The sequence below is a fragment of the Mycobacterium sp. 852002-51613_SCH5001154 genome, assembly GCF_001667425.1.
GTDB lineage: Bacteria > Actinomycetota > Actinomycetes > Mycobacteriales > Mycobacteriaceae > Mycobacterium.
This window is the reverse complement of sequence record NZ_LZII01000083.1, coordinates 229544-244579: the sequence shown is the minus strand read 5'-3', so window position 1 is coordinate 244579 and position 15036 is coordinate 229544. Positions and strand designations below refer to the sequence as shown.

Below are 15036 nucleotides of genomic sequence, written 5' to 3'. Positions count from 1 at the left end.
GCCAACCCCCTGCTGGACCGGCCGTTCACTTCCTCCCTCCCCAGTACCCCCGACGGGCCTTCGCTATACCGCGCTGCAGATCACATCTGCGAACTACAGCCACCAGGACGCGGCGGCGTCCAGATGACGCCGCACGCGATACCGGGCCAGGCTCTCGTCACCCGCCTCGATGGCGTCGACGATCCGCAGGTGAGCGTGGTGGACGGCTAGGACGTCCGCCCAGGTCGGCGGCGCCTGCCCGGTGCTCGACCAGTGCCGCCGGAACAACTCGACGATGATGCGCAGGAACAAGTCGAGCAGCGAATTGCCCGCCAGTTGGGCCAATCCGACGTGGAACCGGAATTCCTCCACGGCGGCGTCGGCGACGTCGCCGGGCTTTTCGTCGACCTCGGACCGATGGGCGGACAGGAAGGCGGCCACCTCGGATTCGCCGCGCCGCTTGACCACCTTGGCGGCGTTGTCGATCTCGATGGCGTCCCGGACGCACCGTAAGTCCTCGCGGCTCGGGTCGCGGTACTGGAGGTACAAAGCGATGGTGTCAATGCTCGCCTGCGCCTGCGGTGTGGCGATGACGAGCCCGCCGCCGGGCCCGCGGCGCATGTACGCGATCGAGTGGTATTCGAGCAGCCGCACCGCTTCGCGGAACACCGCGCGGCTCACCCGATAGCGCTCGAGGAGGGCCGTTTCGGTGCCGAAAACCGAACCGACCTTCCAACCGCCGGCCGCGATGTCGTCGCCGATAGTGGCCGCCAGCATCTCCGCCAGCTTGCCGCGGGGCATCTCGATGTTGAGCGGCCTGGGCCTGCGCCGTCTGCTCGCGTTGCGGGGGTGATGGTGCTGAAGCCAGGCGGTCACGGCCTCGACGTGTCGTTCGCTGAGGGTCTTGGCCCGCGCCGAGTCGCCGGACGTGACGGCCGCGACGATCTCGGAGTGGTCGACGTGCATCCGGTCGACCGCCTCGATGGCCTCGCTGGCCGTGTCCGTCCGCGACTGCAGGGCGTAGCGGGTGGTGAGCCGCATCAGCACGTCGATAAACAATTGCAGGACAGGGTTTTTCGATTGCTCCGCCAGGGCGATGTGGAACTCGTCCCGCGGTGTGGGCAACCCCGGCTTCCACTGTTCCTCGCCCCGCAACACGGCCCGCAGCCGAGCGATGCCCGCTTCGTCGATTCGTTCGGCGGCCAGCGAGGCCGCCAACGGCTCGAGCACCAGGCGCGCATTGAGCAGGTCGCCGAGCGTCGTGCCGAGGTATTCGAGATAGATGACGACGGCGCGGGTGGCGGGGCCGGCATCGGGCTCGCAGATGATCAGCCCGCCGCCCGGCCCGCGGCGCATCCGGGCCACCTGATGATGCTCGACGAGCCGGACGGCCTCGCGCAGCACCGAACGACTCACCCCGAAGCGCTCCTGCAGAGCGTGTTCGGAGCCCAGCGATTCGCCGATGGCCCAGCCGCGGCGGACGATCTCGGCCTCGAGGTCGCGCGCGATCTTGGAGGCCAGTTTGTTCCCGAGACCAGTGCTCATGTCAGGCCCAGCGGCGTTTTGGCGCAAGCCTTTTCAGCATGTGAGCAACATGCAGCCGGCGACGGGGCCGCCTCCGACGGAAACGACGCCGACGTCCGGGCGCTGCGCCACCTGCCGCTCCCCCGCCTCGCCGCGCAACTGCAGGCAGCCCTCGTGCAACGCCCAGTAGCCGTGCATGCGCCCGGCCGAGAGTTGGCCACCGTAGGTGTTCAGGGGGAGTTCGCCGTCGCGGGCGATGCGGGCGCCGCCTTCGACATAGGGCCCGGACTCGCCGTCGCCGCAGATTCCCAGGGCTTCCAGCCAGGCCAAGGTGAGATAGGTGAACCCGTCGTAGAGCTCGGCGACCTTGAGGTCGGACGGTTTCAGGTCGGTCCGCGACCACATCTGCGCCGCCGCATCCGACATCGCCATCTTCGGGTAGTCGTCGCGGTGGAACCAGCCGCCGGCGCCGTCGGATCCGCCGATCGCCTCCACCGCCACCGCGCGGTGCGGGCAGTCACGCGCGTACTCGGCGTGCGAGACCACCACCGCGATCGAGCCGTCGATCGGCACGTCGCAGTCCAGCAGCCCGAACGGCGTGGAAACCGGCCGCGCGCTGAGGTAGTCGGCCATGGTCATCGGGTCGCGGTACACCGCACGCGGATTCAGCGCGGCGTTGCGCCTGCCGTTGAGCGCCACCCAGCCCAGCTGTTGTTTGGTGGTCCCGTACAGCTCCATGTGGCGACGGCAGTTGAGTGCCAGCCAGTTCGCGGCGGAGTAGGCGTTGGCCGCGACCAGATCGTTGACGTCGTCCATCGCGCCGACGGCGGGCCGTTCGGCACCCTCAGGCGCCTCGAACATCCGCGCGAGCGGGGGCGCGGGCGCGTTCTCCTGCGGCTTGACGGGAACGGTGCCCCCGAGCATTTGGATGGTCCGGTACACCACCACGTGGCGGGCGCGACGCTCGGCGACCGCGCGGCACGCCGACATCACCGGGCTGAGCAGCCCGCCGGTGCCGAAGCCGGATCCGCAATCCGCCGCCTCGATCCCCAGCTGGGCGTTGACGTCCCCGGCGGGGGTATCGCCCAGCGTCGCGATGCCGTCGACGTCGGACGGGACCAACCCGGCGTCCTCGATGGCGGCCCGCACCGATTCCATGGTCAGGTCAAGACCCGCGATGCCGCTGCGGCGACCGATCCGCGATATGCCGATGCCGGACAGGATCGCGTCCTTCTCGAAATGCGTCATGCACACCGCCCGTCAGCCCACCAGCCCCGCATCGGATCAATTGAGTGTACTGTATTCGTCGTGCCGGACGAGCCGCTGCTCATCGAATATTGCGACCATTGCGCCCATTGGGTGCATCCGGCGGCCGGCGAATGCCGCACGTGCGCAGGCCCGCTGGTGGCGCGGCCGGTTTCCGGCCGCGGCACGGTGTTCACCTATACGGTCAACCATCACCCGTACAACCCGGAGATTCCCGTCCCGTACGTGATCGCCATCGTCGAACTCGCCGAGCAACAGGGTCTGCGGGTGGCCGCCAACATCGTTGACTGCGAACCCGATTCGGTCAGGTGCGGCATGACCGTCGACCTTCGGTCGGAAAAGGGCAGCGGCGGGGCGCCGTTGTTCGCACCCGCCTGACCCGGGCGGCTAGTTGATCAGCGGGTCGCGCGGCATGCCGAGGATCCGTTCGGCGATCTGATTGCGGGTGACCTCCGACGTGCCGCCGGCGATCGCCATGCCGCGCGCTCCCATCGCCAGCCGGCCCACCACCGCTCCGGGCCCATCCATGAGCGCGACCTCCGGACCGGCCAGTGCCGCCCAGATCGCGGCGCCGTCCACCATGTGGTCGGCCAGCTTCAGCTTGGTGATGTTGCCTTCCGGGCCGGGCCCGGCCCCCTCGACGCTGCGCGCGGCGCGACGCAGGTTCAGCAGCCGCAGCGCGTGATCGTCGGCGAGGAAGGATCCGATCCGAATCGGCGCGCCCGCCAAGCGATCTGACTGCTGCGCCGCGAGCTGCACCAGGGTGGACGCCAAGCCCTCGTAGAACGATCCGCTGCCACCGATGCTCACCCGCTCGTTGCCCAGCGTCGCGCGGGCGACCGTCCACCCCGAGTTGGGCGTCCCGACGACGTCCTCGTCGGGAACGAACACGTCGTTGAAGAACACCTCGTTGAATTCCGAGCCGCCGGTGATCTGCCGCAGCGGCCGCACCTCGACGCCCGGGCCCTTCATGTCGATGATGACGGTGGTGATGCCGGCGTGCTTAGGAGCTTCGGGGTCGGTGCGGACGGTGGCCAGGCCGCGCGCGCAATACTGGGCCCCGCTGGTCCAGACCTTCTGCCCGTTGATCTTCCAGCCGCCGTCCACCCGGGTGGCTCGGGTCTTGACCGATGCCGCGTCGGAGCCGGCCTCGGGTTCGGAGAACAACTGGCACCAGATCTCCTCTTGGCGCAGCGCCTTCTCCACGAATCTCTCGATCTGCCAATCGGTTCCGTGCTGGATCAGGGTCAGGATCACCCACCCGGTGATCGAGTAATCGGGCCGCTTGATGCCGGCCGCCCGGAACTCCTCCTCGATCACCAGCTGCTCGACCGCATCGGCGGCGCGACCCCACGGCTTGGGCCAGTGCGGCATGACGTAACCCGTCTCGATCAGCTTGTCGCGTTGCGCCGTTTTGTCCAGGGCGGCGATCTCGGCGGCGTCGGCATGGATCCGCGTGCGCAATTCTTCGGCCTCGGGCGGCAGGTCCAGGCTGTTCTCCCGCTTGGCGCCGGCGGCCGTGCGCTCGAAGACATCCCTTGCCGGCGCGTCACCGCCGAACAGCGCCGCGATCACCAACGCGCGGCGCAGATGCAGATGGGCGTCGTGCTCCCAGGTGAATCCGATGCCGCCGTGCACCTGAATGTTCAGCTCGGCGTTGCGTGCATAGGCGGGGAAAGCCAGGGCCGCGGCCACCGCGGCGGCCAGCTGGAACTGGTTCTCGTCCTCGGACGCCGCGCGCGAGGCATCCCACACCGCGGCGACCCCCGACTCGGCTGCCACCAGCATGTTCGCGCAATGATGCTTGACCGCTTGGAAAGTGGCGATGGTGCGCCCGAACTGCTGCCGCACCTTGGCGTAGTCCACGGCGGCGTCCACGCAGTCCGCCGCGCCACCCACCGCCTCGGCGGCCAACAGCGTCCGCGCCCGGGCCAGCGCCGATGCCCGCGCGCCCACCAGGACGTCGTCGGCGCTGACGTTCACGTTCTCCAGGCGGACCCGTCCGGAGCGCCGGGTCGGGTCGAAGTTGTTCGGCACCTCGACCGACACGCCGGCGCGATCGCGCTCCAGCAGCAGCACGTCCTCGCCCGCGGTGATCAGCAGCAGCTCGGCCAGCCCGGCGCCAAGCACGATTCGGGCGTCACCGTCGGCGATCCCGTTCTTGAATTGCACCTGGCCGTCCAAGCCGATGCCCGCGGTGACGGTCCCGTCGATCAGCCCGGGCAGCAGCCGCGACTTCTGTTCGGCGCTACCGTCTTTGGCGATCACCGCCGAGGCGATGACGGTCGGCACGAACGGTCCGGGCGCGACGGCGCGGCCGAGTTCCTCGACCACCACCACGAGTTCGGGCAGACCGTAACCGGAACCGCCGTGTTCTTCGTCGACGTGCAGGCCGAGCCAGCCCAGCTCGACGAGGTTCTGCCAGAAGGGTGGCCGGGATTCCTCGGCGGCGTCGAGCAGGGACCGCGCCGCCCAGCGAGCCTTCTGCGAGGTCAGGAACCCGCGCGCGACCTCGGCGAGTTCACGGTGGTCGTCGGTCAGTGCGATACCCATGAGGGGCCCTCCTCGCTACCGGCTGGGTAGCCGGCCCCGCTTCGAGGGGAAGCGGGGCGGCTACCTAAAGAGTGTACTTAATGCGAGGAGGGCGACCCGTGGGGGTGGCTACTTGGGAGCGAACCGCTGTCCGGCGTCCAGGCGCAGGCACTGGCCGTTGAGCATCGGGTTCTCCACGATGGCCGCCACCAGCTTGGCGTACTCGATCGGCCGGCCGAGACGCTTGGGGAAGGCCGCGTCCTTGGTGAGGGCCGCGGCGAATTCGTCCGGAATGCCCTGCGTCAATCCCGTGGCGAACAGGCTGGGCGCGATCGCCAGCACGCGGATGCCCAGCGAGCCCAGATCGCGGGCCATGGTCAGGCACATGCCGGCGATGCCGGCCTTGGCGGCGGTGTAGGCGACCTGCCCGATCTGCCCTTCGAAGGCCGCGATCGACGCGGTGTTGATGATCACGCCGCGCTCTTCGTCCTCGGGCTCGTTCTTGGCCATGTGCGCCGCCGCGAGCCGGCTGATGTTGAAGGTGGCGATGAGGTTGAGGTCGATCACGGACTGGAAGGATTCGAGGTCGTGGGGGCCGGACTTGGTCATCGTCCGCTTGGCGATGCCACCGCCGGCGGTGGTGATGATGACGTGCAGGCCGCCCAGCTTGTCGACGGCGGTCTGCAGGGTCTCCTCGGTGCCCATGAAGTCGGTGACGTCGACCGGGTAGAACGCGCCCCCGATGGCCTCGGCCACCTCTTTCCCGTCGGAACCCTCACGGTCGAAGATCGCGACGTCCGCCCCGCGCTCGGCCAGCAACTCCGCGGACGCACGGCCCATCCCCGACGCGCCGCCGATGACGACGACCTTCTTCCCGTTGATCTCCATCCGGACCCTTCCTTTCGGGTTGTCAGATCTCTTGCAATCTGTAACGTTACGTAGGCACGCTAGCGTGTCTGTCCGGCAGGGGTGACCCCGCCTTGTTCAAGAGCCATGCCAAGCTGATTTCGTGCTCCTTCTCGACGTCGCGACGACCTCACTTGACGTGGGCGGCACGTCGTCACGGCTGAGCAAGGTCGCCCACATCGCCGACCTGTTGCGCCGCGCGGCGGCCGACCCCGACGGGGTCGCGATCGTGGTCTCCTGGCTGTCGGGGGAGCTGCGCCAGCGCCAGATCGGGGTCGGCTGGGCGTCGTTGCGGTCGCGGCCGGCGCCGGCGTCGCGCCCGACGTTGACCGTCGCCGGTGTGGACGCCAGCTTCTCGGAGATCGGGGCGGTGTCGGGCAAGGGGTCACAGGCGCGGCGTGCCGAACTCGTGGCGGGACTGTTCGCCGCCGCGACCGACACCGAGCAGTCCTTCCTGGTGCGGTTGCTCGGCGGGGAGCTGCGCCAGGGCGCGCTGGCGGGCATCATGGCGGACGCGGTGGCCAGGGCAGCCGACATCCCGGTTGCGTCGGTACAGCGCGCCGCGATGCTGGGCGGGGACTTGCCGGCAGTGGCGGCCGCCGCCCTGAGCGGCGGGACCGGGGCGCTGGACGCGTTCGCCCTGCGGGCCGGCCGGCCGGTCGGCCCGATGCTGGCGCAGACCGCTACCGGGGTGGCCGATGCGCTCGAACGCCACGGCGGCACAACCATTTTCGAGGCGAAGCTGGACGGCGCCCGGGTGCAGATTCACCGGGCCGGCGATGAGGTCACCGTCTACACACGAAGCCTTGACGACGTCACCGCCCGGCTGCCCGAGGTGGTGGAGGCGACGCTGGCCCTGCCGGTGTGCGACCTCATCGCCGACGGTGAGGCGATCGCGCTGCGGCCCGACAACTCCCCGCATCGCTTCCAGGTCACCGCGTCGCGGTTCGGCCGATCGGTCGATGTGGACGCGGCCCGTGCGGCGCAACCACTTTCGGTGTTCTTCTTCGACATCTTGCACCGCGACGGCGCCGACCTGCTCGACGCGCCGACCGCCGAGCGGCTGGCCGCCCTGGACGCGCTGGTGCCGGCCGCGCAGCGGGTCGACCGGTTGCTCACCTCGGACGCCGCCGAGGCCGCCGGCTTCCTGGACGCGACACTGGCCGCCGGCCACGAAGGCGTGCTGGCCAAGGCGCCGGGCGCGCCGTATCAGGCGGGCCGGCGCGGGGCGGGCTGGCTGAAGGTCAAGCCGGTGCACACGCTGGATCTGGTGGTGCTCGCGGTGGAATGGGGATCGGGGCGCCGAAGCGGCAAGCTCTCCAACATCCATCTCGGGGCGCGCGACCCGGCCACCGGTGAATTCGTCATGGTGGGAAAGACTTTCAAGGGAATGACCGACGCCATGCTGGACTGGCAGACCGCACGGTTCAGCGAACTCGCCGTCAGCGGAACCGATGGTTACGTCGTGCGGTTGCGGCCCGAGCAGGTGGTCGAGGTGGCGTTGGACGGCGTCCAGAAATCCTCGCGCTACCCCGGCGGTGTGGCGCTGCGTTTCGCCCGGGTGGTGCGCTACCGCGACGACAAAGGCCCGGCGGACGCCGACACGATCGACGCCGTACGGGCGCTGTATTAAGTCGCGCGCTGTTCTTCTTCCGCGCGTAGGGTTTCCGCCGTGGCAGTGAAAGCGCGCGACGACGACGTCAGCTACATCCACACCGACGAGGAGCTGCCGCCCGTCGCGATCGTGGACCGCTCCCCCATCACCGTCCGGCACAAGATCGTGTTCGGAGCCGTCGCCGTGATCGGCGCGGTCGCGTGGGCGATCATCGCGTTCGCGCGCGGCGAGGCGGTGAACGCGGTCTGGTTCGTGGTCGCGGCGATCTGCACCTACCTCATCGGCTTCCGGTTCTACGCCCGGCTGATCGAGATGAAAATCGTCCGCCCGCGCGACGATCACGCCACGCCGGCCGAAGTGTTCGAGGACGGCACCGACTATGTGCCCACCGACCGGCGGGTGTTGTTCGGTCATCATTTCGCCGCCATCGCCGGAGCCGGACCACTCGTCGGCCCGGTGCTCGCCGCGCAGATGGGCTACCTGCCCTGCAGCATCTGGATAGTCATCGGCGCCGTGTTCGCCGGCGCGGTGCAGGATTACCTGGTCTTGTGGATCTCCACCCGGCGGCGGGGACGTTCCCTGGGCCAGATGGCCCGAGACGAACTCGGCGCCACCGGCGGCGCGGCCGCCCTGGTTGGGGCGTTCGTCATCATGGTGATCATCATCGCGGTGCTGGCGCTGGTGGTGGTGCGGGGCCTGGCCCAAAGCCCCTGGGGCGTGTTCTCCATCGGCATGACCATCCCCATCGCCCTCTTCATGGGGTGCTACCTGCGGTTCCTGCGGCCCGGGCGGGTCGCGGAGGTGTCGATCGTCGGATTCGTGCTGCTGATGCTGGCCGTGGCTTCCGGCAACTGGGTCGGTGAAACACCTTGGGCCGCAACGTGGTTGACCATCTCGCCGGTGACGGTTTCGTGGTTGATCATCGGCTACGGTTTCGTGGCTTCGGTGCTGCCGGTCTGGCTGCTGCTGGCCCCACGCGATTATCTCTCCACATTCATGAAGGTCGGCGCCATCGCTTTGCTCGCGGTCGGCATCTGCCTGGCCCGCCCGCTCATGCAGGCACCCGCGATCTCGCGGTTCGCCGCCAGCGGCGACGGGCCGGTGTTCCCCGGCTCGCTGTTCCCCTTCCTGTTCATCACCATCGCGTGCGGTGCGCTGTCCGGATTCCACGCGCTGATCTCGTCGGGGACGACGCCCAAGCTGCTGGAGAAGGAAAGCCAGATGCGGTTCATCGGGTACGGCGGCATGCTCACCGAGTCGTTCGTCGCCGTCATGGCCCTGATCAGCGCATCGATCCTCGACCAACACCTGTACTTCGCCCTCAACGCCCCGGCGGCGCAAACCGGCGGCACCGCGGCCACCGCCGCCGACTACGTCAATCGGCTCGGCCTGTCGGGGGCCCCGGCGACCGCGGACCAGCTCACCAGGGCCGCCGCCGGCGTGGGAGAAAAGTCGATCGTGTCGCGCACCGGTGGAGCCCCGACGCTGGCGGTCGGCATGTCGGAGGTGTTGCAGCGGGTCTTCGGCGGGGCGGGCCTCAAGGCGTTCTGGTATCACTTCGCGATCATGTTCGAGGCGCTGTTCATCCTGACCGCCGTCGACGCGGGCACCCGCGTCGCGCGGTTCATGCTGTCCGATGCGCTCGGCAACCTCGGCGGCCCGCTGGCCAAACTTCGCAACCCGAGCTGGCGCCCGGGCGTCTGGCTGTGCAGCCTCGCCGTGGCCGCGGCCTGGGGCAGCATCCTGCTGATGGGCGTCACGGATCCGCTGGGCGGTATCAACACCCTGTTTCCGCTGTTCGGAATCGCCAACCAGCTGCTGGCCGCCGTCGCGCTGACCGTCGTCACCGTGATCGTCGTCAAGAAGGGCCTGCTGAAGTGGGCGTGGATTCCCGGGATTCCGCTGCTGTGGGACTTGGCGGTCACGCTCACCGCGTCTTGGCAGAAGATCTTCTCGGCGGATCCCAATGTCGGTTACTGGACGCAACACTTCCAATTCCTCGCGGCGAGAAACGCCGGCAAGACGTCGTTCGGTTCGGCCAAGAACGCCCATCAACTCGACGACGTCATCAGGAACACCTTCATCCAGGGCACGCTGTCGGTTCTGTTCGCGCTTGTCGTCGTCATCGTGGTGATCACCGGGGTGGTCGTCGCGCTGGGCGCGATGCGCGGCGCGGGCAGGCCGCTGACCGAGGATGAGCCGGTGCCGTCGAAGCGGTTCGCGCCGTCGGGTCTGGTCGCGACCGCCGCCGAGCGGGAGTTGCAAAAACGATGGGACGCGCCGGTCAAAAAGGTCGTGTCGAACTCCCCAGCGCGGTCCTAAGATTGCGCGATGAGAGTCGGCATCGACTTTGGCACCACACACACTGTCGTTGCGGCCGTCGACCGAGGCAACTACCCCGTCATCTCGTTTGACGGCGTCGACGCGTGGCCGTCGATCGTTGCGGGCAACGCCGCCGGGGACTTGCGGTTCGGCGCGGAGGCCGCCGCCGTCCGCCACGACCCGGGGTGGTTGGTGTTGCGATCGTTCAAACGTCTGCTCAACGACGCCGGGCCCCAGACCGAGGTGAGCCTGGCCGGCCGCAGCCATCGACTGGCCGACCTGCTCACCGGCTTTCTGGCACAGCTCAAGAGCGACTTACTGCGCCACTCCAACGCCAGCCTCACCGCGGGGGAAACCATCGAGGCCGCTATCAGCGTGCCGGCCAACGCCTCGAGCGCCCAGCGCCTGCTGACACTGGATGCCTTCGTCGCGGCGGGGTTCCACGTCGTCGCGCTACTCAACGAGCCGTCGGCCGCGAGCCTGGAATACGCGCACCGGTACCGCTCCACGATCACCGCCAAACGGGAATACGTCCTCATCTACGACCTGGGCGGCGGCACCTTCGACGCGTCGCTGCTCAAGATGACCGGGCACGCGAACGAGGTCGTCATCAGTGAGGGCATCCAGCGCCTGGGCGGCGACGACTTCGACGAGGCGATCGTCGACCTCGTCCTGGCCGGTTCGCGGCTCTCCGGGGTGGACGACGCCGCCCGCGACCTGCTGCGGGAGGAGTGCGCCGCACGCAAAGAGGCCGTGGGTCCGCAGACCCGCCGCTTCCTGGTGGACCTGTCGGGCGTCGACGGGGCGGACCGGCCCCCGTTCTCGTGTCTGGTCGACGACGTCTATGCGGCCTGCGCGCCGCTGGTCGACAAGACGATGAAGCTGCTCGAACGCGTCCTGCACAACCCGGCGCCGGGCGGCGCCGACGTGACCTGGTCGGAGGTCGCCGGCATCTACGTCGTGGGCGGCGCCGGAAGCTTCCCGCTCGTTTCGCGGATGCTGCGCACCGCCTTCGGCGACAAGCGGGTCAAACGCTCACCGCACCCCTTCGCGGCCACCGCGATCGGCCTGGCCGTCTTCCTCGACAAGGAATCAAATTTCGCACTCGCCGAACGCTTCTCGCGCAACTTCGGCGTTTTCCGCGAGGCCGAGGCCGGCGCCGGTGTCATCTTCGACCCGATCGTGTGCAAGGACGTCTCATTGCCCGCCGATGGGCGCACCCCGCTGGTGGTGAAGCGGACCTACCGGGCGGCGCACAACATCGGCCACTTCCGGTTCGTCGAGTGCAGCCGCCTGGTCAACGGCCGACCCGACGGCGACGTGACGCCCTACGATCCGGTGTTGTTCCCGTTCGACCCGGCCCTGCACGGGCGCGACGACCTCGGGCGCCAGCCCGTCGGCCGGTGGCGGGACGGGCCCGATGTCGAGGAACGGTACGTCATCACGCCGAGCGGTGCGGTCGAAGTGACCCTGACGACGCAGCCGGCCGGATTCAAACGCACCTTCCGCCTGGAGCGCCGCGCCTCCGCGAGCGCGTGACGCGGCCATGGAGCTGTACGACGTCATGCGGACGACGTTCGCGGCGCGCGACTTCACCGACGACCCGGTGCCCGACGAGGTGTTGTGGCGCATCTTCGACAACGCCCGGTTCGCCCCGAGCGGGGGCAACCGGCAGGGCGCCCACATCACCGTGGTGCGCGACCCAGACACCCGTCGCCGCCTCGCCGAGCTGGGCGTGACCGCGGCCCGGCGCTACTACGCCCAGCTGCAGGCGGGTGAAAACCCTTGGAATTCAATCCATCCCAGCGGCGTGCCGCAGGACGTCATCGACCAGACCGAGATCCCCGACACTTTCGTCGCGCCGATCGCGAAAGCGCCAGTCGTTCTTGTGGTTTCGGTCGACCTGACCGTCGTCGCATCCATCGATCAGGACCTGGACCGCGTCGGCCTGGCCGGCGGCGCGTCGGTCTACCCGCTGATCTGGAACATTCTGCTGGCCGCCCGTAGCGAGGGGTACGGCGGCACCATCACGACCATGGCCATCGCGGCCGAGGACCGGGTCCGCCGGCTGCTGGGAATCCCCGACCTGCACGCGCTCGCCGCGGTTGTGCCCCTTGGCAAACCGGTGCGCCAGCCGACCAAGCTGCGCCGCCGCCCGGTCGGGGAATTCATCACTCGCGACCGTTTCGATGGTCCGGCGTTCGAGGGCTGAGGGGCTGTCCGTCCCTATTCGATGACATCGGCGTAGATGTCCAGCAGGCGGAACCTTGTCGCATCGAGATGCTCTCCGAGAACCGCGATCACACGCTTCTGCAGCTCGTACCCCAGTTCGTGGTCCTCTTCGCACTTGCCGCGCAGGCACTTGCCGTCGAAACCGATGGCGCGCGTCGTCTCGACCGCCCGCGCGTCGAACCGCCAGTTGTACGGTGGCACCAACCACGACCAGCCAAGGATGTCTCCGTCTCCGAGTGTCTGCACCGTCAAGCTGCCACGGCCCAGCGCGGGGGTTTCCAGCGCGATCCTGCCGGCGCGGATGAGGTAGAAGTGATCGGCGGGCTGGCCCTCGCGGAAGATCAACTCACCCGCGGTGAAGCGCAGGTTTGCCGCACACCCGACCGCCAACTGCACATAGCGCGGGTCCATCCCGCGGAAGAACGGGTGTCTGGCTAGAACGCCCTCTAGCGACCGCACTGCCTGTTTCCTTCACCGGTGCCGATCAATCCTTAAGACGGACGATAGTTGATGATGAAGGCCAACGTTCGGCGATCGAAGAGAAGAATTACCACGGCATAGCCCTGCCTTGCGTCTCGGCGATAAGGAGCCATCCGAATGTCCACCTGGTTCATCACCGGCTGCTCGACCGGACTCGGTCGCGCGCTTGCCGAGGCCGTCATCGGGGCCGGTCACAACGCCGTCGTCACCGCGCGCGACGTCGCGAAGGTCGCCGACCTGGCCTCGGCCGCGCCCGAGCGGGTGCTCGCCGTCGCCCTCGACGTCACCGCCCCCGCACAGGTCGCCTCGGCGGTGCGCGAGGCCCACGCCCGGTTCGGCGTCCCGGACGTACTGGTCAACAATGCCGGCTACGGGTACCGCGCCGCGGTCGAGGAGGGCGACGACGCCGATGTGCGCACGCTGTTCGAGACGCACTTCTTCGGCACGGTCGCCATGATCAAGGCCGTCCTGCCCGGCATGCGGGCACGCCGCAGCGGCGCGATCGTCAACATCTCCTCGATCGGCGCAGCGGTGACTCCGGTGGGCTCCGGCTACTACGCGGCGGCCAAGGCGGCCATCGAAGGCATGAGCGGCGCTCTGCGCGGTGAGCTTGCCCCGCTGGGCATTTCGGTGACCGTCGTCGAGCCGGGCGCGTTCCGCACCGATTTCGCCGGACGCTCGCTCGTCCAGTCGTCCACCGTCATCGACGACTACGCCGCGACCGCCGGGCAGCGCCGTAAGGAGAACGACACCATGCACGGGAACCAGGCGGGCGACCCCGCCAAAGCGGCCACCGCGATCATCGCGGCGGTCGAATCCGACGAGCCGCCCGGCTTCCTGCTTCTCGGTCCGGACGCTCTTGGTCTTTATCGCTATGTCGCGGAGGCGCGCGCGGTTGAGATCGCGAAGTGGGAAGGGCTGACGAGCGGCACTAACTTCGGGCCGTAATCCGGCGGCGCCAACGTGCGAAGCTCCTCCATCGGCCGGCGGCGTGGTGCGCGGCGCTGACGCCGGCCGGGATGCCCAGCGGGGCAGCGATAATGACGACGATGGTGATGAGGGTCATGGCCGCTTCAGAACCGGATCAGGCCGCGGAGATTGACCCCGGCGTGCAAGTCGGCGTAGCCGGTGTTGATCTCGTCGAGGGTGTATTCCCGGGTGACGAGCTCGTCGAGCTTCAGCCGTCCGGCGCGGTACAGGTCGAGCATCCTGGGTATGTCGTGCCGGGGATTGGATGACCCGAAAAGCGAACCGCGAACCTGCTTTTCGTACAGGGTCAAATCGAAGAGCGACATGGCGACGGACGTGTCGGTCGGATGCGGGATCGCGGTCATCACCACCCTGCCGCGCTTGCCGACCAGGCTCAGCGCCTGAGCCACATACGCGCCTTCGGCCGAGTCGGTGCTGACCACGCAGACGTCGGCCATCTGGCCGCGCGTCAGGTCGGTGATCAGGGCTTGCGCCTCGTCGACCGTCGCCGCGGTGTGGGTGGCGCCGAACTCCAGTGAACGGCCCCGCTTGTACTCCACGGGATCCAGCGCGACGATCACGCGTGCCCCCGCGATCCGCGCGCCTTGCACCGCGTTCATGCCGATCCCGCCCACGCCCATGACCACCACCGTGTCGCCGTCACGCGCTTCGCCGGTGCGCACCATGCTGCCGTAGCCGGTGGTGACTCCGCATCCCACCAGGGCGGCGGTGTCGAGCGCGGTGGATGGATCGACCTTGATCACCGATGCCAGTGGGACCACGGTGTATTCGGAGAACGTTCCCAGCACGCACATTTGGCCCAGCGCTTGGCCTTTCGCGTGGAATCGGAAAGTGCCGTCGAGTTGCGGTCCCGCGATGATGGCGGCGCCGAGCACGCACAGGTTGCTCATGCCGCGCGAACACGGTTCGCAGCGGCCGCAGGCGGGGATGAAGCTCAGCGCCACCGAATCGCCTTCGGCGACTTCGGTGACGCCCGGGCCGACATCGACGACGACGCCGGCGCCCTCATGCCCACCGACGACCGGTAGCTGCATCGGCATGTCGCCGGTGATCAGGTGGTCATCGGAGTGGCACAGCCCGGCGGCGGCCATCTTGACCAGGACCTCGTTCCCCTTGGGCCCGTCGAGGTCGACCTCTTCGACCTCCCACTTCTGGTGCAGCCCCCACAGCACCGCTGCTTTCGTTTTCAT

The 15036-nt window shown here is 68.8% G+C and carries 12 protein-coding genes; 6 read left to right on the top strand and 6 right to left on the bottom strand.

Annotated elements, in window-relative coordinates; all coding sequences use genetic code 11:
* Nucleotides 1-93: 93 nt before the first annotated feature.
* Both A5750_RS22990 and A5750_RS22985 read right to left on the bottom strand, forming a co-directional pair.
* Nucleotides 94-1524, bottom strand: coding sequence for a FadR/GntR family transcriptional regulator (locus tag A5750_RS22990; RefSeq protein ID WP_067265935.1), 1431 nt, complete (start codon nt 1522-1524; stop codon nt 94-96).
* Nucleotides 1525-1557: 33 nt separating this feature from the next.
* Entirely contained in the window at nt 1558-2751 is a 1194-nt protein-coding gene (locus A5750_RS22985; protein ID WP_066952664.1) for a thiolase family protein, read from the bottom strand.
* Between the two features lie 60 nt (nt 2752-2811).
* Between A5750_RS22985 and A5750_RS22980 the strand changes: the two genes are divergently transcribed.
* A complete protein-coding gene (locus A5750_RS22980) occupies nt 2812-3147 on the top strand; it encodes a Zn-ribbon domain-containing OB-fold protein (protein ID WP_067265933.1) in 336 nt (111 codons plus the stop codon).
* A gap of 9 nt (nt 3148-3156) precedes the next feature.
* Here A5750_RS22980 and A5750_RS22975 read toward each other — a convergent pair whose 3' ends face one another.
* Together A5750_RS22975 and A5750_RS22970 are read right to left on the bottom strand one after the other, a co-directional pair.
* Entirely contained in the window at nt 3157-5322 is a 2166-nt protein-coding gene (locus tag A5750_RS22975) for an acyl-CoA dehydrogenase (protein ID WP_067265931.1), read from the bottom strand.
* 108 nt (nt 5323-5430) lie between these two features.
* A complete protein-coding gene (locus A5750_RS22970; RefSeq protein WP_066952316.1) occupies nt 5431-6189 on the bottom strand; it encodes an SDR family NAD(P)-dependent oxidoreductase in 759 nt (252 codons plus the stop codon).
* A 121-nt stretch (nt 6190-6310) separates the two neighbouring features.
* On the opposite strand from A5750_RS22970, the gene A5750_RS22965 reads away from it, so the two are divergent.
* Genes A5750_RS22965 through A5750_RS22950 form a run of 4 tightly spaced genes read left to right on the top strand, consistent with a single transcriptional unit; the run spans nt 6311 to nt 12356 of the window.
* Nucleotides 6311-7840, top strand: a complete 1530-nt coding sequence (locus A5750_RS22965) for an ATP-dependent DNA ligase (RefSeq protein WP_067265929.1) — start codon at nt 6311-6313, stop codon at nt 7838-7840.
* 39 nt (nt 7841-7879) lie between these two features.
* Complete coding sequence (locus A5750_RS22960) at nt 7880-10144, top strand: carbon starvation CstA family protein (RefSeq protein ID WP_066952312.1); 2265 nt, start codon at nt 7880-7882, stop codon at nt 10142-10144.
* A 9-nt stretch (nt 10145-10153) separates the two neighbouring features.
* Complete coding sequence (locus A5750_RS22955) at nt 10154-11683, top strand: Hsp70 family protein (protein WP_067265926.1); 1530 nt, start codon at nt 10154-10156, stop codon at nt 11681-11683.
* A gap of 7 nt (nt 11684-11690) precedes the next feature.
* Nucleotides 11691-12356 carry a nitroreductase family protein gene (locus A5750_RS22950; protein ID WP_066952307.1) on the top strand — a complete coding sequence of 222 codons (666 nt, stop codon included), beginning with the start codon at nt 11691-11693 and terminating at the stop codon, nt 12354-12356.
* 14 nt (nt 12357-12370) lie between these two features.
* Here the strand turns inward: A5750_RS22950 and A5750_RS22945 are convergent, their stop codons facing one another.
* Complete coding sequence (locus A5750_RS22945) at nt 12371-12835, bottom strand: cyclic nucleotide-binding domain-containing protein (protein ID WP_067265923.1); 465 nt, start codon at nt 12833-12835, stop codon at nt 12371-12373.
* A gap of 138 nt (nt 12836-12973) precedes the next feature.
* On the opposite strand from A5750_RS22945, the gene A5750_RS22940 reads away from it, so the two are divergent.
* Nucleotides 12974-13804: an oxidoreductase gene (locus A5750_RS22940; RefSeq protein WP_067265921.1), complete on the top strand. Its 831-nt coding sequence runs from the start codon at nt 12974-12976 to the stop codon at nt 13802-13804.
* Nucleotides 13805-13929: 125 nt separating this feature from the next.
* Here the strand turns inward: A5750_RS22940 and A5750_RS22935 are convergent, their stop codons facing one another.
* Nucleotides 13930-15036, bottom strand: coding sequence for an NDMA-dependent alcohol dehydrogenase (locus A5750_RS22935; protein WP_067265918.1), 1107 nt, complete (start codon nt 15034-15036; stop codon nt 13930-13932).

Bases quoted from the DNA above. Each gene is read 5' to 3' on its own strand.
- A5750_RS22970 (WP_066952316.1), bottom strand. From the start codon at position 6,189: ATGGAGATCAACGGGAAGAAGGTCGTCGTCATCGGCGGCGCGTCGGGG.
- A5750_RS22955 (WP_067265926.1), top strand. From the start codon at position 10,154: ATGAGAGTCGGCATCGACTTTGGCACCACACACACTGTCGTTGCGGCC.
- A5750_RS22950 (WP_066952307.1), top strand. From the start codon at position 11,691: ATGGAGCTGTACGACGTCATGCGGACGACGTTCGCGGCGCGCGACTTC.
- A5750_RS22940 (WP_067265921.1), top strand. From the start codon at position 12,974: ATGTCCACCTGGTTCATCACCGGCTGCTCGACCGGACTCGGTCGCGCG.
- A5750_RS22985 (WP_066952664.1), bottom strand. From the start codon at position 2,751: ATGACGCATTTCGAGAAGGACGCGATCCTGTCCGGCATCGGCATATCG.
- A5750_RS22935 (WP_067265918.1), bottom strand. From the start codon at position 15,036: ATGAAAACGAAAGCAGCGGTGCTGTGGGGGCTGCACCAGAAGTGGGAG.
- A5750_RS22990 (WP_067265935.1), bottom strand. From the start codon at position 1,524: ATGAGCACTGGTCTCGGGAACAAACTGGCCTCCAAGATCGCGCGCGAC.
- A5750_RS22975 (WP_067265931.1), bottom strand. From the start codon at position 5,322: ATGGGTATCGCACTGACCGACGACCACCGTGAACTCGCCGAGGTCGCG.